Here is a 17,669-nt window from a genome sequence, read left to right on the forward strand (position 1 = left end):
GTTCGCCGAAGACGAGTGATGAGATGACAAACAAAAAAGGCGGCTCGTGGCCGCCTTTTCGATCAAGATACAGGTAGGCTCAGAGAGCGTTGAGCAGTGCCGAGGTCGCCCAGCCGTCTGCGGGCATGCCGAGGCGGAACTGTTCCTTCTGGATGGCGATGCGGGTGCCGGAGCCGAGAATGCCGTCGATCTTGCCGACATCGTAGCCACGCGCCACGAGCTTGGTTTGAAGCGCCTTCATGTCGACGTCGTTCAGACCTGGCTCAGGCGTACCCTTGTTGTAGGGGGGAGCGCCGGCAAAACGGGTGGCGAAATAGGCGGCCGATGTCGTGTAGATGAACGACTGGTTCCATCCAAGGAAGGCGTTGTAGTTCGGATAGGTCAGGAAGGTGGGGCCTTTACGGCCCTGCGGCATGATGAGTGCAGCCGGCAGCGAGGCAAATTTCGTATTGCCGTCGCGCGGCTTGACACCGAGCTTGAACCAATCGCCAGCCGTCAGCGTGCCGCCAATGCCGGATTTTTCCCAGGGCAGGTTGTCGGGAACCGAGACTTCCTGCAACCAGGGTTGATCGCGGATGAAACCGAGACTTTGAAGAAATTTCGCCGTGGTCAGGATAACGTCGGGCGCGCTGGTCTTTAGGTTGACATGACCGTCGCCGTCGCCGTCAGTGCCGTATTCAATGATCGAGGGCGGCAGCATCTGCGTTTGGCCGATTTCTCCAGCCCACGCACCAGCCGTTGTTGCCGGATCGGCGTCGCCATGCTGAACCATTTTGATAAATGCGATCAGGCGCGGACGGAAGAATTCCGGCCGGCGGCAATCATGAGCGAGGGTAACCAGGGCGTTACGGGTGTTGAAATTGCCCTGAACAACGCCGAAGTCCGTCTCCATGGCCCAGTAGGTCGTAATGACGCCGGGAGGAACGCCATAGTCCTGTTCAGCCTTGGCAAAGACGTCGGCATACTGCTTCATCTTCTGGCGGCCGATATCGAGGCGGCCCTGGCTGACGGTGCGCTGCGAGAACTCGAGGAAGGTCTGGCGGAATACGCTCTGGCCGCCACGGTCCATGGCGAGGACCTTCTGGTCGATCTGCGCGCCGGCCAGCGCTTTATCCGCGGACGCGGCGTCTGCGCCATCGGCAATCGCCTCGGTTTTCACTCCAGCCAGAAAGGCCGCAAGATCGCCGCCGCAGGCCGCTTTGGGAGTAGCGTCGCTGCTTGCGGGCGGCACGGTGGCCGGAGCGGCACTCTGAGCAATCGCCGTGCCGGCGACAGCTGAGGCGAAGATCAACGCGAGCGCGCTGCGTCGAATGGTGTGACGGTCCATGAGCGATCCTCTTTGGTCATAGAATAGGGTCGCTTTCACAGAAGATTGTGACATAAGCAAGAGAGAACTGGTCTCAGTCTGAAGAATTTCCTTGCTTCTGTACTGCTGCCACCCAGTTGTGCCAGTTCTGTTCGGAACCGGCAAACACATTGATATCCATTGGCCCCTTGATGCCGGGGATGACACCGGTGGATGTATACTGCCAGAAGGCCCACTCACGGTCCGCGTAAATCTCCCTCGGATGCTTTGCGACCGAGCGGACCCAGAAGTGGTAATCCTTGAAATAACCGGCGAGATTTTCGCGATGGAAGTCAACCGAAGTGTAGATGATCGGGCGCTTGCCGTAATAGGCTTCGAGGCGGTCCATAAAGCGCTTCATTTCCGTCCGCACCGTTTCGGGGGCCGGTCTGGTACGGCAGGTCGGGGAGCTGGGATTCCATTCGACATCGATGACCGGCGGAAGCATTGTCGCGTCCTTCGGTACGTTGCGGATGAACCAGTCTGCCTGATCGTCAGCGGTAGAGCAGAAATAGTAGAAATGATAGGCGGTATGAAGAAGTCCCGCAGCAGCAGCTTGGCGCCAATATTCGGTAAAGCGCGGATCGATCCGATCCTTGCCTTCCGTCGCCTTGATGAAGGCAAAGGCGACGCCGGAGGACTTGACGGCTTGCCAATCGATATCGCCCTGATATTTGGAAATATCGATACCGTGGATGGGATGGCGCCCAGGATGGTCGCGGCCGAAATCCTGCGGCTTGGTATCGCTGAACCTGGTCTTGGCAATGGATGTCGTCGATAGGGCGTCATAGCCCGTCGTGCAGCCATTCAAGAAAAAGGCGAGCGGCAGTAGGCACAACAAAAGTCGGCGCATGTTTATCCCGTTATGACGCGAGTGACCTGGCTGCCCCAAGATTTGGCTTCCGCAACATGGTCCCCGAGAATCCAGAAGAGCGGCGGACCATGCTGTTTGCAGCCGATCTTGCCACTTTATTCACCATATCAACGTAAAAAATGCGTTATCTTCAAGCAAATTCTTATGCTTGCGACATGGTGTGGATGGATTTTGCGCTGAAATCGCCCGGTGTTCAAGCGGCGTACTTGGTGACAACGGCTCGCCAGGCGTAGCCCCGGCCGATTTTTTCGGTCTTGAGCGACATGCCGCGTGCTTTAGCTTTTTCTTCCAGAACGGTGAGGAGATCGGCGCGGGGAGTGACGTGAAACTTCCTCAGCCAGCCTTTGAGGAGGGTCTGGAACCAGTCCGGCAAGCCTTCCTGCTGGCCGAAATCGACGATGTGGAGTTCACCACCCGGCGCGACGGCATCGAGTGATGCATCGATTGCGCTCTTCCAGTCCGGGATCATCGACAGCGCGTAGGAAACCATCACGCGATCAAAGCCGGCAGCATCGAAGTCGGCGGGCGAAAAGGCCGTGGCGTCGGCAACGCGAAAATCAGGCATCTGCTTCAGGCCGCGAAAATTGCTGCGTGCCGAGATCAACATCTCCTGCGAGATGTCCAGACCATAGAGTTTCGCGGAAGGAAAGCGGCGATAGGCCAGCAGCATATTGCGGCCCGTGCCGCAACCGACTTCCAGCAGAGAGCCGCTGTCGGGCACGTTCAGGTGAGCGATGGTGCGATCGCGCCCGAACAGGTAGTATTTACGGGTCAGGTCATAGATGTGGCGCTGATAACGGTACATGCCGTCCATCAACCTGGCATGATTGTTGGAACTGGTTTCGATACCGGTGTCCGCCTGGCTCACGCTTTTTTCCCATAGATGTGGAAGCCACCGTAGATGGCCGAACGATCGAGTGCGTTAAGCTCCTGCGAGCGTTCTTCGAAATAGACCCACTGGTCACGGATGGCCGGAGACAGGCGGCCCTCGATGATGCTCTTTTCAGCGGCGGTGCGGAAGATAACGCGGGCGCCTTCGCGGGCCGTGCGGGTGATTTCCGCCCAGAGGCTGTTGAGCTGTTCGTCGGTCATCCAATCTTGGGCATCGAGCAGGATGTAACGGTCGCGCGAGGCGGCGGGCTTGGAAGCGAGCAGCTCGGTGAAGTTGGCATGATGCACGTCGACGCGGTCGGCATTGGCGCGGATCGCAGCATAATGCTCCGGCTTCAGATAGGTGGGCAGGGGCCCCTGATGCTGACCTGCATAACGGCGTGCGAAGGCCTGCCAGGCGAAGTAATTGTCGCGCATCGGGAAATGACAGGCGAGCTTTTCCAGGCGATGCTTCAGCACAGCTGAGATGGAATCGTCGCCGGCAAGGCTTGCTAGCTCGTCATATTGCTGCGGCGGGATGCCGAGACCGAAGAGCGAGCTCTTGCGGCCGAGCAACCAGCGCACCGCCGGCCGATCGAAGATCGGAGCGATCTCGTTTTCGAAGAACTGGCGTTGTTCGCGCAGCGTGCGGGCTTCCGTCATCTTGGCCAGGCGCACGCCATGCAGGCGCGCCAGCACATGGGCTGCGCCAATGAAACGGCCGAGGAGGCCGGTCTTGTAGATGTTGCGGTTGAAGACCGTGACGCGGCGGCGGCCGTAAAGATCGCGGCCATCCCAGTAGGATGCCGTCGCAGCATCAAGCCGCGGTGCGATGAACTGATCAAAGGCGTGGCTGTTGGCGGGAACACCCGGCGTCGCGAAGAAGCGCACCAGATCGGTGTGGCCGGGCAGCAGCCGGAAGGCCGCGAGCTTCAGCTTGTTCAAGGCGATATGGTGACGGTTGAGGTCAACGACATCGATCGAGGCGGGGCTCTGCGAGAGGTAGGCGAGCATGTTGCAGCCGCCCGAACCGATCGTCACGATGCGATGATGCGACTGAAGCTCCATCGCCTGCATGTCGACATCCGGATCTTCCCAGATCTGAGGATAGACGAGGCCCGAAAACAGCATCCCGAAAAGACGCTCCGAGAAGCCTGCTTTCGACAGCGCCTTGTGCTGTAGGAGAGCGTCCTTGAGTTTCCGGTTCTTCTGGAGACCGGCATCCGGGGCGAATTCCGTCATCTGAGTCTTGCTACCGATTTTTAAGGTTCAGGGCGTGTAACGCGGCAATGCTACAGTCTGATGACGTGACTTGTTGGTATATCTGGCGCAAACGGGCTGTCGCACCTATTTGAGAAGCCTCGGTGACGATAGGTCTTTCATCTTGCAGCGTTTCCTGATTGTCTCCGCGTACCTTTAGGAGGGTATGTAATATGCGTTTGATTTCGAGAGTGATCGGGGCACTTGTTGTTTTGCTGCTGATCATTGTCGCAGGCGGAGCCGTCTGGCTGTCCGTCTATCCGCCGGAGCTGCTCAGGGTCGGTGATGGCTATGCCGCCAAGATTGTCTGCTCGAACACCTTTGTCGCCAAGCGGGACCCGGATCATGTGCTGGCCGATGATGTGCAGGCTCCCGGAAATCCGGCATTGAAACTCATCCGGGTTTCTGTCGATCGTGACGAGGGGGTGGTCAGAGCGCGTTTCCTCGGGATGTTTGCGCCCAATTATGCGCTCTATCGCGGAGCGCTCGGCTGCACCGCTGTGCCCGACGGTGATCTGCAGGCAGCACGCAGCGCCGTCTTCCTCAACAAGATCAAGGCGCCGAAGAGCGATGCGCTTTGGCCGGATGGAGACACGGTCAATCTCGGCCAGGACGAGCAGGGCACCAAGCTCGGCAACATAGTGACCAATCCGGATCTAGCCGGTCCGGCCATGCGTGCGATCGTCGTCGTCAAGGATGGGCATATCGTTGCCGAGGCCTATGGCGACGGCTTCAGCAAGACAACGCCCCTGATTGGCTGGTCGATGACCAAAACGGTCAATGCCGCCATCATCGGCCGCCTCATGCTGACTGGCCGCATGTCTTTCGATGACCAAAATCTCCTTGCGCAATGGAGCGACGATGCGCGCAAGGACATCAAGCTCAGCGATCTCCTTGCCATGGAGAGCGGTCTTGCTTTCAACGAGTCCTATGGCAGTGTTTCCGATGTGACCCGGATGCTCTACCTCGATCCGGATACGACAAGTATCGTCGCCAATGCGCGCCAGGTTGCGGCCCCCGGAGAGCGTTTCAGCTATTCTAGCGGCACTGCTACGCTGCTTTCACGGATCTGGATGAACCGCCTTCCAAATTTGAGTACGGCGATAGCCTATCCGCGCGAGGCGCTCTTTGGGCCGCTCGGTATGCATAGCGCGGTATTCGAAGCCGACGAGCGCGGAACCTTCGTCGGCAGCTCCTATCTCTATGCCAATGCTCGAGACTGGGCGCGCTTCGGCCAGTTCCTGCTCCAGGATGGTGTCTGGAAGGGAAGTCGTCTTCTACCTGAAGGCTTCGTTGGTGCAATGCGCACGCCGACAACGGCTTCCGAAGGCGTGTATTCGCAGGTTCAGGCCTGGCTTGCAGGTCCAGGCGGCTCAAATGCGCAGTTCGGCCTGCCGGCGGATACGTTCTGGATGACCGGTCACGACGGCCAGACTGTCACCATCGTTCCCTCAGCCAATCTGGTCGTAGTGCGCATGGGACTGACACCGACCTGGGCCGATTATCGTCCGCAAATCCTAGTGAAGCGGATCATGGATGTAATAAAGCCGGCCTCGAACTAGGGCCGGCTTCGTAGCTCTTCTGGAAAATTCAATAGTTGCCGTTGGCGACGTCGCTCAGGCCCTTACGCTTGGCGTCGTAGTAATAGCCGCGGGCGTAGAGCTGGACGGCATTGGCTTCCTTGTTTTCAGCCTTGCTGTCGGCCGTCATCCAGGCACCGCGCAGATATTTGGCGGCGTATTTGATGTTCGTCTCGGCATCGAGCAGGCCGGATGCCGGTCCCTCGTAGCCCATTGACTTAGCGGTGTTGTATTTGATCTGCATCAGGCCGAAATAGCCGGCCCTGTTATAGGCTTTCGGATTGTAGCGGCTCTCGCGGTGAACGACGCGATGGATCAGTGATTCCGGGATCTCGTAAATCTTCGCGTATTTCTGAATGAGCCGCGAGACGTAGCTCTTTTCGGCAGCCGGCACGTCAGAGTCATAATTCTGGGTGGTCATGACAGCCGGAACGACCGTGGGCCCGGTGCTGTCGAAATTGAAATCGTAGTGCGGGCGGTTATCTGCATAGCGCAGGAGACCGATCTGTGCCGGCGTTGCGAAGGCTACCTCGGCCTGAGCTACGGAATCGGGGCGGGGCGTTGGCACCGCGACCTGAATGGCGCTGACATCCGATGTCATCGGAATGATGGGCTCTGCCTGTACAACTGAACCGGATACCGGCATGAGCGCGGCATCGCCGGGACGCGCCGGATTGGGCATCGGGATCGCAACGACTGAAGGAACAAGCGACGCATCGGACGCGGCATAAGCGGCGGCTGCAGTCGTATTGGCTGCAGGAGCGCCTGTCGCTGCGGCGATGGCAACGGCTCCATCGTTGGGAGCGTTTGCCGCTGCTACCGTGGGCTGGCCGAAACGGGACTGCGCGGCGTCGATCTGCTGCTGGTTTACTGTACCGGCCGTAACTCGGCCGGACTTTACCATTGCTATCTGCTGTGGCTGGTGCGGCCCGATGAAACCAGGGTTAACTGCGGCCATTGCTACACCGCCGGCAGGCGCAGTTGCGCCACTAGCGGTCAGGCTCGTATTCGGATGCGGCACGTTGGTGTGTGCCGACGGGAGATCTGCCTGAGACGTCTGCTGCTGAGTGCTTGCACACCCGGCAAGAGCGCCGCACATCATTGCCGATACGGCAACGCTGCGCTTCAGGCTGGGAAATCCGATCGCTACCATTCTGTCACTTTCGAAAAAACCAAACCTATCTGCGATGCAATTCGGTCACAGGACACACAATTCGGTCACAGGATCGATAAAATTATGAATCCCCATTAACCTATCCGTGATCGCGCCGCAACCCTGGCCGGCCTCAAGCAGCCATTCGGCGGTATCCGGCGGTCACCGCGCCGGCCGCAATCAACAGGGTTCCGCCCGTTCTGTTCACAGCGCGTTGCACGCTTGCCTTGCGGATAAACCCGCGCGCCATGTCGGCGACAAAGACGTAAACCAGCGAATTCAATGCCGCCAGAGTAAGGAAGGTTGCCTCCAAAATAAGCGTTTGCTCAAGAAATGGCTTCGACATGTCGAGGAACTGCGGCACGAAAGCGACGAAGAAGACGATACTCTTTGGATTTAGGGCTGTCACAACGTAGGCGTGCAACATAATCTTTAACGGTTTTTCCTCAGGGAGATTGTCGTTATCGCCCATCGGCCCGGTCACGATCGGGGCTCGCCAAAGCTTGATTCCGAGGAAGACGAGATAGGCCGCGCCGATGAGCTTGAGAATCGTGAACAACGATGCCGAGGCAGCGAGGACAGCGCCAAGACCGGCAAGGGAAGCAGTCATCGCCGTGAAGTCGCCGAGCGTCACGCCGGTAACGGTCGCCAGCGCCGTCTTTCGGCCATGGCCAAGGGCATAAGAGATGACAAGGAGAATGGTTGGACCCGGAATGGCCAGCATAATGCAGGATGCGGCGGCGAAAGCGAGCCAGGTTTCGATGGACATGGAATCCTCCCCTATTCCTATTTCGCCGCCAGCAAAGACATCGGATTTACGATCCGTCAATCCGGTAGATTAGCAATCCATCAGGCTTGCGCGTATTTTTGTCCGATATGGCCCATCACATCGGCGAACCACTTTTGTGAGATATCGAATGCCTTGCCGCCCTTGATGCGGGGGAATTCGATGACGCGCAGCTTGCCGCCCTGGCTCTCGTCATGGCCGGTAACGCCGGATACCTTGTTGAGCGCGCTTTCGACTGCGAGATCGACCATGCCCTGGATCAGGCGGAGATCGTCGCCGTTGGCGGGAGCCGAGCGGGCAAAGTAGCCCGACTTCTGCACCATCGAACGCTCGGCACCGATGATCGAGGCAAATTGCTTCTGGAACCAGCCACCGACATTGATGGTGTCGATCTTCACGTGGCCGAAGGCATCACGCTTGATGGTTTCGCCAGCGGCTTCGCGTTCGGCGACAATGGCGTCAAGCGCCGCGCCTTCCGATACGAACAGCGTTACCTGGCCGGTCTTTTCCATGATGGTCCGCAGGCGCTCGCCTTCTCCTTCGATGTCGAAGTCCAGTTCGGGCAGATAGAGGCCGTCGATGCTCTTCATCTGGGCATTCATCATGAAGCCATCGACATACTCGTTGGCGCTGGTCTTCTGGATATAGGCGCGGGCAGTGGCTGCCGTCAGCCAGCCACAGTGGCGTCCCATCACTTCATGGATGACCAAGGTGCGAGGCGCTGCGGTCTGTTCGTTGCTGACATTGTCAAAGAAATGCGCGCCGACTTCGGCTGCCGTCCAGGCGCCGAGAGACTGGCGGATCGGCACGACGTCGTTGTCGACCGTTTTCGGCAGGCCAACCACGGTCAGATCGTAGCCGTTGGCGCCGAGATAGGCGGCGAGATCGGCCGCAGTCGTATTGGTGTCGTCACCGCCGATCGTATGAAGAATGGTGACGCCATCGGATGCGAGGCGTTCGGCTGCGACGCGCAGCGGGTTTTCACCTTCCTTGACCAGGCCACGCTTGACGCAGTCGGCGGCATTGGTGAGTTTTACGCGGCTGTTGCCGATCGGCGAACCGCCATAGCGATGCAGAAGGTGGGCGCGCTCGCGCATGGCCGGTGTCACCGCGATGCTGTCGGCCAGCAGAACTCCCTGGTAGCCAGAACGATAGGCTATCATGTCGAGATCCGGCGCCACGTCGGTATAGCGCTGGATCAGCCCTCCAACGGCTGAGGACAGGCAGGGCGCCAATCCACCGGCGGTGAGCATTGCGACTTTTTGTTTGGCCATGGAGATCCTCCTTGCAGTCAAGCTGCTTCATTTCGATGGTTGCCGTGGGAATGGATGCGACAGGTGTGCATGGCTGTAAAGTAAAGAATTTACGAAATCCGCGGTTTGTTTCGCCCCTCAAGCGCGGTTGCATGCGCTCGCATCGGGTCGAGGAACGCAGGCGCAGAATACGCTATCGTTACCAAATTGTGAAAAGTGTTTTCGGCCTTGCGACGAATGGACAGCTTGCAATGGCAACCATTATTTGATCAAGGTATTCTACTGTTTACGGAGCCGTTTGGACTATATATGTCGTTTTGGGAAAAATTGCTGAATGCTATCGGTAGCACTGCCGGCAATGCCCTGTCGGCGGTGGTCGAAGCTATTCGCACCGTGTTCGAGGGTGATCCTGAAACGCGCCGCAAAGTGGCATTTTCCGTCGCAATCATCGCGCTTTCTGCCAAGATGGCGAAGGCAGACGGCGTGGTGACGGAAAAGGAGGTCAATGCGTTTCGCGAGATCTTCGAGTTCCCGCCGGATCAGGCCAAAAACGTTGCCCGGCTTTACAATCTTGCTCGGCAGGATGTGGCTGGCTACGAGGCCTATGCGGAGCGGCTCTCGACCCTTTGCGAGACCTGCACCAAGGATTGCCCGGTACTGGAAGACGTGCTCGACGGTCTGTTCCATATCGCCAAGGCCGACGGGCTGATCCACGAAAGTGAGATGGCCTTCCTGCAGCATGTCGCCCAGATATTCCATATGAGCGAAGAGCGGTTCGACCAGATCATGGCTCGCCACGTGATTGCCGGTGGCCGTGACCCCTACAGGGTGCTGGGCGTATCGCGTCAGGACGATTTTCCGACGATCCGTCGCCGGTATCATGGTCTCGTCTATGAGAACCATCCAGACCGCCTCTATTCGCGCGGCGTGCCGGAAGAGTTCCAGGCCATAGCCAATGAGCGCATGGCGGCCCTGAATGCGGCTTACGCCGAGATCGAGAAAGAACGCCGCGCGGCATGAGTGCATTCCCGGCCGACTTTGCGGGCGCCAAGGTACAGCCGTCGCCGAACCATGGCGAGCGGCAGGATGGGCGCAAACCCGAGATCATCCTTCTGCATTACACCGGCATGGGAACTGCGGAAGGTGCTCTGGATTGGCTCTGTCGGAGCGAGAGCCAGGTATCGAGCCATTATTTCATCTTCGAGGACGGGCGGGTCATGCAGCTCGTGCCGGAAGAGCGCCGCGCCTGGCATGCAGGCAAGAGCGCATGGCACGGCGAGGCTGATATAAACTCGCTGTCGATCGGCATTGAAATCGCCAATGCCGGCCATCCCGGCGGGCTGCCTGAATTCCCTGATGCGCAGATCGAAGCGGTCATCGAACTGTGTCGCGATTGCGGCCAACGCTGGGCAATCGCGCCTGAACGGGTGCTTGGACACTCCGATGTCGCCCCTGTACGCAAGGTCGATCCGGGCGAGAAATTTCCTTGGGCTCGGCTGGCTGCGGCAGGTGTCGGGCACTGGGTGGAACCGACGCCGATCACGGGCGGACGGTTTTTCCAGAAGGGGGATGTAGGGCAGCCTATCGAGGCCCTGCAGTCCATGCTGTCGCTCTATGGGTACGGAACTGAAATCACAGGCGAATTCTCGGAAAAGCTGAAGGGAGAAGTGGAGGCTTTCCAGCGCCATTTCCGTCCTGAACGCGTCGACGGTATCGCCGATTTTTCGACGATCGATACGCTTCACCGCCTTCTGTCGGCATTGCCTCGTTTCTCATAAGAAAGTGGCCGAGGGCGGCAATATCCATAGCCGGCTATAAGTCGAAAACCGCGTAACCCCCTGCTGCGCCACATCATTTCCCTATTATCTCCGCATTGCACTGGTCTAACCACGCTCGCTAAACGGCGGCCGCGCAGTTTGGTTTTGTGTGTCGCGTGGTCGTAACGACTAATGGGGACTGTGCACTCCGGCGGCTCTTTTTGCCTCCAGCCGGACGTGACGGCTTGAAGCTGTCCGCGGTCCCGCGCCTGGAGACAAAAGACTACATGAAAAATTTGATTGTTGCGGCTGCAGCATGCGTTGGCGTGCTGCTCGTAGGGAATGATTCTGCCTTCGCAGGCCAGCGTGATGCGAAGCAGCGAACGGTTCCGCTCAAGACCGTCAGCCGCACCACCGGCTTTCCGGTCCCGAATGTTCCCGCCGAATTACGGCAGGTAGAAAATTCCTTCGTCCGGCAGAATGGCTACTCCGCACTGATTGCCAAATATGCCAAGCAGAATGGCGTGGCGGTTGAATTGGCGACCGCGGTCATCCAGATTGAAAGCAATTTCAATGCAAAGACGCGCGGGAGCGCTGGAGAAATCGGCCTGATGCAGATCAAGCCGGCGACTGCCCGGCTGATGGGCTATTCGGGGCGCACCAAGGGGCTCTACGATCCCGAGACGAACATCAAGTTCGGCATGAAATATCTCGCCATGGCGCAGAATCTCGGTGGCGGTGCTACCTGCAATACCATCCTCAAATACAATGCCGGCCATGGCGCGACGCGGATGAACCCGATCTCGAAGCGCTATTGCGGCAAGGTCTTGGCGCTTCTGGATTGACATGCGATCCTATCCGCATTGCGCGTAGGGTGGCCTTGTTTTCCATGTTATCGAACCCGCAGTGATTTGCGAGGGACATAGCATGGCAGCGGATTTCAGATTCATCGTCGTCGGCCGGGGCATGATGGGAGCTGCTGCTGCCCGTCATCTCGCGAGGCAAACGGATGGCATTGCGGTTATCGGGCCGGACGAGCCCGAGGATCGCGCCAGCCATCAGGGCGTCTTCGGCAGCCACTATGACGAAGGCCGCATTACCCGCACCATTGATCCCGATACCGATTGGGCTCGCCTCGCGAACCGTTCGATCAGCCGTTATGCGGAAATCGAACGGGATAGCGGCATCCAGTTCTATGCTCCCGTCGGTTGCCTGGTGGCAGGACCGAAGCGGGGCGGCGACAATGATTATGTCGGTGACGTCGTTGACGCTGCAGGGCGGCTGGGCGTTCAGTCCGAGATTTTCGACGATGCCGGGCTCCAGGCCAAGTTTCCGTTTTTCTCGTTCGCACCCGCAAGCGAAGGGGTCTATGAGCCTCACGGCGCCGGCCATATCAGCCCACGGCGGCTGGTGAAGGCGCAATCCCTGCTGGCGGAAAAGGCGGGAGCACGGGTCATCAAGCAGACGGCCCAGTCGATCCGCGACGAGAATGGCCTGGCGGTTGTTACCACCGCAGAGGGCTCGACATTCAGCGCGGAGAAGTTGCTGCTGGCTGCCGGCGGATTCTCCATTGCCGAGAATCTCTTGCCGCGACCTGTTGAGATGAAGGTTTATGGCCGCACGGTCACCTTTTTCGAGGTGAGCGAGGGAGAGGCAGAGGCACTTTCCGGCATGCCGTCGCTGATATCGGTAAGGCCTGATGACGTCGACAGCATCTACATGCTGCCGCCGATCCTCTACCCGGATGGCAAATACTACATCAAGATCGGCGGCGATCCGGATGACCTGCAGTTCGAAACCGAAGCTGAATTGCGCAGCTGGTTCCGCACAGCCGGTCGCGACAAGGCACGCGAGCATCTGGTGCGGATATTCCACGATCTCGTTCCAAGCGTTGTCCGCCCGCCCGCCTTCACCAATTCCTGCGCGGTTTCCTACTCTCCATCAGGCTACCCGATGATCGGCTACACGTCGTCGCCGCGTATTGCGGTCTTGACGGGCGGTTGCGGCACGGCCGCGAAGAGCTCGGACGAGATCGGACGGCTGGGAGCGGAGCTGTTGCTTGAAGGTCGAATCAAGGACGAAGGCTACAGCACGGATTTCTCTGCGCATTTCCGTAATTGATGTCGAGCGCTGCGGCGCCACATATTTCGGTGGCAATTGCCAGCCGTCTCGGTTAATGAGCCAGTGCCAGTTGGCCGGGCAGCCGCGCTTCATCAATGTCGAAAGACGATGAGGTGAGGAAAGTCCGGGCTCCACGGAAACACGGTGCCGGATAACGTCCGGCGAGGGCAACCTCAGGGAAAGTGCCACAGAAAGCAAACCGCCCGGTCTCAGGATCGGGTAAGGGTGAAAGGGTGGGGTAAGAGCCCACCGCGTCTCTGGAAACAGCGACGGCACGGAAAACCCCACCGGGAGCAAAACCGAATAGGGATGACGCGGGGCGCGCAAGCGCTCCAGCCCGTTTCCGGGCCGGTCATCCGGGTGGGTTGCAAGAGGCGTCGCGCAAGCGCCGTCCCAGATGAATGGCTGCCACGTTCCGGTTTCGGCCGGAGCCATACAGAACCCGGCTTACAGGCCAACTGGCAAATCAACACGCTCTTTCAACAAGGCGTTTTCTGCTCTCCGAAAATATTTCCGAGGGCGCTTGGACGCCCTGGATTTCCGGGGTTTCCAACGATTGCCGGTGAGAGTTTTCGCCTGTGAAAACAATCCGTTTCGGGACGTCGGCTGAAGGCATTCCTAACCTTTCGTTAAACTTAACGGCTTATGAATATTCAAGCTGTGGCCGCGCCTGATGCGGCTTCATCCCATTGACGCCCATATGGTCCCATGGTATCCCAAAAGAACACTGCATACGGGCAAATCAGAGCCCAATCATCGCAAAGCCATGATTGCTCCCGTTCCGGGGGTGTCGAAGGGGTGTTCGCTCTTTCGGCTTGCGAAGCTGTGTCCGATTTTGGCTGTGTCTGCGGGCGAATGATTGCTCGCGGAACATGGGGGACGGGTGTTTCGCGTCATGAACCGCTTCCTGTCGAATGCGACCAACCGGATCGATGCCAAGGGGCGGGTTTCCGTGCCTGCGGCGTTTCGTTCCGTGCTGGCCGAACGCAATATCCAGGAGCTTTATTGTTTCCAGGATTTTGTGTTCCCGGCGATCAGCGTCGGCGGCCTCGATCTGCTCGATCGTTTCGAGCGGCAGATTGCTGCGGACGATCCTTTTTCGCCGGCGGCGAACCAGATGTCGCTCCTCATTCATGGGGGCGGGGTCTTTGTGAAGCTCGATGCGGAAGGTCGGTTGATGATTACGGATTTCATCCGCGACTTCACCGGCATATCAGGCGATGTGACATTCGTCGGACGGGCGGATCATTTTCAATTATGGCGACCGGAGGCTTTCCTGGCCTTGCAGGCGCAGGCACGAGAGGAGCGCAGGCTGGCGGGCAGGCGCTCGGAATAGAGCGGGGAAACGGAATGGCGGCGAATTCAGGCGGAGGTTCTACTGATGCCGATGGCGGACCGGTTCGCCACATTCCGGTTCTTCTTTCCGAAGTGATTGAGGCGCTGGCCCCAGTGCCAGGCAAGGTCATTCTTGACGGAACCTTCGGGGCCGGCGGTTATACCTCGGCCATTCTGGCTGGTGGTGCCGATGTGATCGCGCTTGATCGCGATCCGACGGCGATTGCGGCGGGGCAGGCGCTTGTCGCTGCCCATGCAGGCCGGCTTAAGCTCATTCAGTCGCAGTTTTCGCAGCTTGCAGATCATGCTCCGGAAGGTGGGCTTGATGGTGTCGTGCTCGATATCGGCGTCTCCTCCATGCAGATCGATGAAGCGGAGCGCGGTTTTTCCTTCAACAAGAATGGGCCGCTCGACATGCGCATGTCAGCGAACGGCGTCTCGGCAGCCGATGTCGTCAACCGCGCCAAGCTTGCCGATCTCATTCGCATCTTCGTGTTTCTGGGAGAGGAAAAACAGGCGCCGCGCATCGCCCATGCGATCGAGAAGCGCCGCGCCGAGGCTCCTTTCGTTACCACCCGCGATCTGGCCGGTCTGATCGAGGTCGTGACGCCGCGCAAGGCCAAGGACAAGATCCATCCCGCCACACGGGTTTTCCAGGCCCTGCGCATCTTCGTCAATGATGAGCTTGGCGAGTTGGCGCAGGCGCTGTTTGCAGCCGAGCGTGCGCTCAAGCCGGGTGGCCGCCTCGTCGTTGTGACCTTTCATTCGCTGGAAGACCGGATCGTCAAGAAGTTCTTTGCGGATCGCTCCGGCCGGGCCGTCGGATCGCGTCATATGCCTGTTGTAACTGAGCGGCCGGCGACTTTCGAGCCGGTCGGCAAGTCGATGATTTCTGCGAGCGATGCCGAGGCGGAGGTCAATCCGCGCGCACGCTCAGCCAAATTGCGGGCGGGGGTTCGCACGTTGGCGCCGGCGGAGATTGCAGATCTTTCTATCTTCGATCTGCCCAATCTCGCCAGTCTCGGAAAGCTCGGGGGGTGAAATGCTGAAGACTTTTGACATCGTGCTGATTGGCGTCATGACGGCGATGGCCAGCGTGACCTATACGATCAAGCACCGAGCCGAGCTGAAGCTGGAAGAGGTTCATCGCCTCGAGGCCGATATCAAGCTTGAGAAGGACACGATCGAACTCCTCAAGGCGGACTGGGCGCTCGTCTCGCAGCCGAACCGTCTCGAGCGTCTCGTCAACAATTACAGCAACGAGCTTCAATTGCAGCCGACCCTCTCGACGGCGATCGTTCAGCCAAGCGAGCTACCGATGCTGCGCTCGCAGGTGCCGCCGCCGATCGTGGCGGATGCGAAGGATGGCGCCAAGACCGGCAAGCCAACCGGCTCCAAGGGCAATACCGTTGTGGCATCGAAAAACGGTGACACGACCGATGCGGAGATCAGGAAGGCTATCGCCGATGTGGCAGCCGCCCCTGCGCCACGACCCAAGTCGCCTGCTTTGGCCAAGCGCAAGAAGCCAGATGTCGACAATATCGCAACCGGATCGGTGGAGGAATAATGTCTTTTCTCTCCCGCATCATGATCTTGAAGAGCAAGGCGCACTTCTCCACCGACGGCAACAATCGGCCGAACGATCGCTCTTCCCGTTCGACGTTCGAAGGGGCTCGCAAGCGTAAATCCAATCAGGCCAGAAGCCGCGTCGTTCTGTTGGTGGGCAGCTTTATCGCCATCTATTGCGTGATCGGTGGCCGGCTCGCCCAGTTCGCCATGACGCCACCGGAGACCACATCCAGCATCCTGCCGCCGGATCGTCTGATGGCCTCGCGCCCTGACATTGTCGACCGCAATGGCGCGCTGTTGGCGACCGACATCCGTACCGTCTCGCTGTTTGCCGAGCCGAACAAGATCATCGACGCCGATGAAGCCGTCGAGGAGTTGCGTACGGTTCTGCCGGATCTCGATGCGAAATCCACCTACAAGAAACTTTCCGCCAAGACCTCGCATTTTGCCTGGCTCCGCCGGCAGCTCACGCCGAAGCAGCAGAGCCAGATTCTGGCGCTCGGTATTCCCGGCATCGGCTTCCGCCCCGAGAAGCGTCGCTTCTATCCGGGCGGCTCTACCGCCCCCCATATTCTCGGCTACGTAAACATCGACAATCGCGGTGTTTCCGGCATGGAGAAATATATCGACGATCAGGGACTTGCCGACCTTGCTGCCGCCGGTATGACCAACAGCCAGCCCCTCCAGCCGGTGAAGCTTTCGATCGATCTGCGTGTGCAGGGCATCGTCCGCGATGCCGTCGTCAACGCCGTCAAGAATTTCCAGGCAAAGGGTGCAGGCGCGGCGATACTCGACGTCCACACGGGCGAGGTTCTCGGCATGGCTTCGGCGCCCGACTTCGATCCGAACTACCCCAACGAAGGCGCCACGGAAGGCTGGCTCAACCGCATGACGAACGGCACGTTCGAAATGGGGTCGACCTTCAAGACCTTCACCATGGCCATGGCGCTCGACGACGGCAAGGTGACGTTGCGCGATGCCTTTGACGCCACCAATCCGATCCGCATCGGCGGATTTACCATCAAGGATTTCCACGGCCAGCGTCGCGTTTTGACCGTTCCTGAAATTTTCCAGTACTCCTCGAACATCGGCACGGCCAAGATCGCCGATATCGTCGGTATCGATGGTCACAAGGAATTCCTCACCCGCATCGGCCTGCTCTCGAAAATGCAGACCGAATTGCCCGAGGTGAAAATGCCGTCGCAGCCACGGGTCTGGAAGAAGATCAATTCTATCACGATCTCCTTCGGTCACGGTGTCTCCACGACACCTCTGCAGACAGCGGTCGCGGGAGCGGCACTCGTCAATGGCGGTAAGCTGATCGAGCCGACCTTCCTGCCGCGCACGCGCGACCAGGCTGACGCAATCGCCAGAATGGTCGTCAAGAAGAGCACCAGCGATGACATCCGCTACCTGCTCGAATTCAACGGCACCAGGGGCTCGGGTCGTAACGCCCGCGTTCCCGGCTACAATGTCGGCAGCAAGACTGGCACGGCCGATAAGGTGGTCAACGGCCGATATTCCAATACGCTGAACTTCAATACCTTCATGGCGGTGTTTCCGATCGACAATCCCCAATACATCGTCATGACCTTTATTGACGAGCCGAAGAGCGGCGAGCGCGGCGGCGGGACGATTTCAGCATACACAGCCTTGCCGATCGCCCGTGATATCGTCGCCCGCTCGGCGCCGATTCTCGGGGTGCAGCCCAGTTTTGGAAAAGATGACTCGGCCTTGCTGGCGTCTTATTAAGCGTGGAAGAATA

16 protein-coding genes and 1 other RNA gene are annotated in these 17,669 nt (G+C 59.0%); 10 read left to right on the top strand and 7 right to left on the bottom strand.

The features are described from left to right. Positions 1–79: 79 nt before the first annotated feature. The 4 genes from BSK43_RS18600 to BSK43_RS18615 all read right to left on the bottom strand — a co-directional run bounded on the left by BSK43_RS18600 (position 80) and on the right by BSK43_RS18615 (position 4,331). Positions 80–1,327, bottom strand: coding sequence for a lytic murein transglycosylase (locus tag BSK43_RS18600; RefSeq protein ID WP_077469083.1), 1,248 nt, complete (start codon positions 1,325–1,327; stop codon positions 80–82). Between the two features lie 73 nt (positions 1,328–1,400). Then, positions 1,401–2,198: a GH25 family lysozyme gene (locus tag BSK43_RS18605; protein ID WP_077469082.1), complete on the bottom strand. Its 798-nt coding sequence runs from the start codon at positions 2,196–2,198 to the stop codon at positions 1,401–1,403. Between the two features lie 214 nt (positions 2,199–2,412). Next, on the bottom strand, positions 2,413–3,033 hold the full coding sequence (locus BSK43_RS18610) for a class I SAM-dependent methyltransferase (RefSeq protein ID WP_205910660.1): 621 nt from the start codon (positions 3,031–3,033) through the stop codon (positions 2,413–2,415). A gap of 50 nt (positions 3,034–3,083) precedes the next feature. After that, positions 3,084–4,331 carry a DUF3419 family protein gene (locus tag BSK43_RS18615; protein WP_077469078.1) on the bottom strand — a complete coding sequence of 416 codons (1,248 nt, stop codon included), beginning with the start codon at positions 4,329–4,331 and terminating at the stop codon, positions 3,084–3,086. Positions 4,332–4,522: 191 nt separating this feature from the next. Here BSK43_RS18615 and BSK43_RS18620 point away from each other — a divergent pair, with 191 nt between their 5' ends. Next, positions 4,523–5,911: a serine hydrolase gene (locus tag BSK43_RS18620; RefSeq protein ID WP_077469077.1), complete on the top strand. Its 1,389-nt coding sequence runs from the start codon at positions 4,523–4,525 to the stop codon at positions 5,909–5,911. Positions 5,912–5,939: 28 nt separating this feature from the next. On the opposite strand, the gene BSK43_RS18625 is transcribed toward BSK43_RS18620, so the two are convergent. From BSK43_RS18625 to BSK43_RS18635, 3 genes are all read right to left on the bottom strand, one after another. After that, complete coding sequence (locus tag BSK43_RS18625; protein WP_077469075.1) at positions 5,940–7,082, bottom strand: lytic transglycosylase domain-containing protein; 1,143 nt, start codon at positions 7,080–7,082, stop codon at positions 5,940–5,942. A 133-nt stretch (positions 7,083–7,215) separates the two neighbouring features. After that, a complete protein-coding gene (locus tag BSK43_RS18630; RefSeq protein ID WP_077469073.1) occupies positions 7,216–7,851 on the bottom strand; it encodes a LysE family translocator in 636 nt (211 codons plus the stop codon). Positions 7,852–7,931: 80 nt separating this feature from the next. Continuing rightward, positions 7,932–9,143, bottom strand: a complete 1,212-nt coding sequence (locus BSK43_RS18635; RefSeq protein WP_077469071.1) for a pyrophosphate--fructose-6-phosphate 1-phosphotransferase — start codon at positions 9,141–9,143, stop codon at positions 7,932–7,934. Positions 9,144–9,431: 288 nt separating this feature from the next. On the opposite strand from BSK43_RS18635, the gene BSK43_RS18640 reads away from it, so the two are divergent. The 9 genes from BSK43_RS18640 (at position 9,432) to BSK43_RS18680 (ending at position 17,656) form a co-directional block, all read left to right on the top strand. Next, a complete protein-coding gene (locus BSK43_RS18640) occupies positions 9,432–10,142 on the top strand; it encodes a DnaJ family molecular chaperone (RefSeq protein WP_068398364.1) in 711 nt (236 codons plus the stop codon). Continuing rightward, complete coding sequence (locus BSK43_RS18645) at positions 10,139–10,900, top strand: N-acetylmuramoyl-L-alanine amidase (RefSeq protein WP_077469069.1); 762 nt, start codon at positions 10,139–10,141, stop codon at positions 10,898–10,900. Before BSK43_RS18640 ends, BSK43_RS18645 begins: the two co-directional genes overlap by 4 nt. 266 nt (positions 10,901–11,166) lie before the next feature. After that, positions 11,167–11,724, top strand: coding sequence for a transglycosylase SLT domain-containing protein (locus tag BSK43_RS18650; RefSeq protein ID WP_077469067.1), 558 nt, complete (start codon positions 11,167–11,169; stop codon positions 11,722–11,724). A gap of 82 nt (positions 11,725–11,806) precedes the next feature. Then, positions 11,807–13,000, top strand: coding sequence for an FAD-binding oxidoreductase (locus BSK43_RS18655; RefSeq protein ID WP_077469065.1), 1,194 nt, complete (start codon positions 11,807–11,809; stop codon positions 12,998–13,000). A gap of 66 nt (positions 13,001–13,066) precedes the next feature. Further along, positions 13,067–13,466: RNase P RNA component class A (rnpB, locus tag BSK43_RS18660), an RNA gene on the top strand. A gap of 429 nt (positions 13,467–13,895) precedes the next feature. Further along, positions 13,896–14,336, top strand: coding sequence for a division/cell wall cluster transcriptional repressor MraZ (mraZ, locus tag BSK43_RS18665; RefSeq protein WP_077469064.1), 441 nt, complete (start codon positions 13,896–13,898; stop codon positions 14,334–14,336). A gap of 14 nt (positions 14,337–14,350) precedes the next feature. Beyond that, positions 14,351–15,376, top strand: coding sequence for a 16S rRNA (cytosine(1402)-N(4))-methyltransferase RsmH (gene rsmH, locus BSK43_RS18670; RefSeq protein ID WP_077469062.1), 1,026 nt, complete (start codon positions 14,351–14,353; stop codon positions 15,374–15,376). 1 nt (position 15,377) lies between these two features. Then, entirely contained in the window at positions 15,378–15,902 is a 525-nt protein-coding gene (locus tag BSK43_RS18675) for a hypothetical protein (RefSeq protein WP_077469061.1), read from the top strand. After that, positions 15,902–17,656, top strand: coding sequence for a penicillin-binding protein 2 (locus BSK43_RS18680; RefSeq protein WP_077469059.1), 1,755 nt, complete (start codon positions 15,902–15,904; stop codon positions 17,654–17,656). The genes BSK43_RS18675 and BSK43_RS18680 overlap by 1 nt, the downstream gene beginning before the upstream one ends. Positions 17,657–17,669 lie beyond the last annotated feature (13 nt).

The organism is Rhizobium sp. P44RR-XXIV (assembly GCF_001999485.2).
Lineage (GTDB): Bacteria > Pseudomonadota > Alphaproteobacteria > Rhizobiales > Rhizobiaceae > Rhizobium.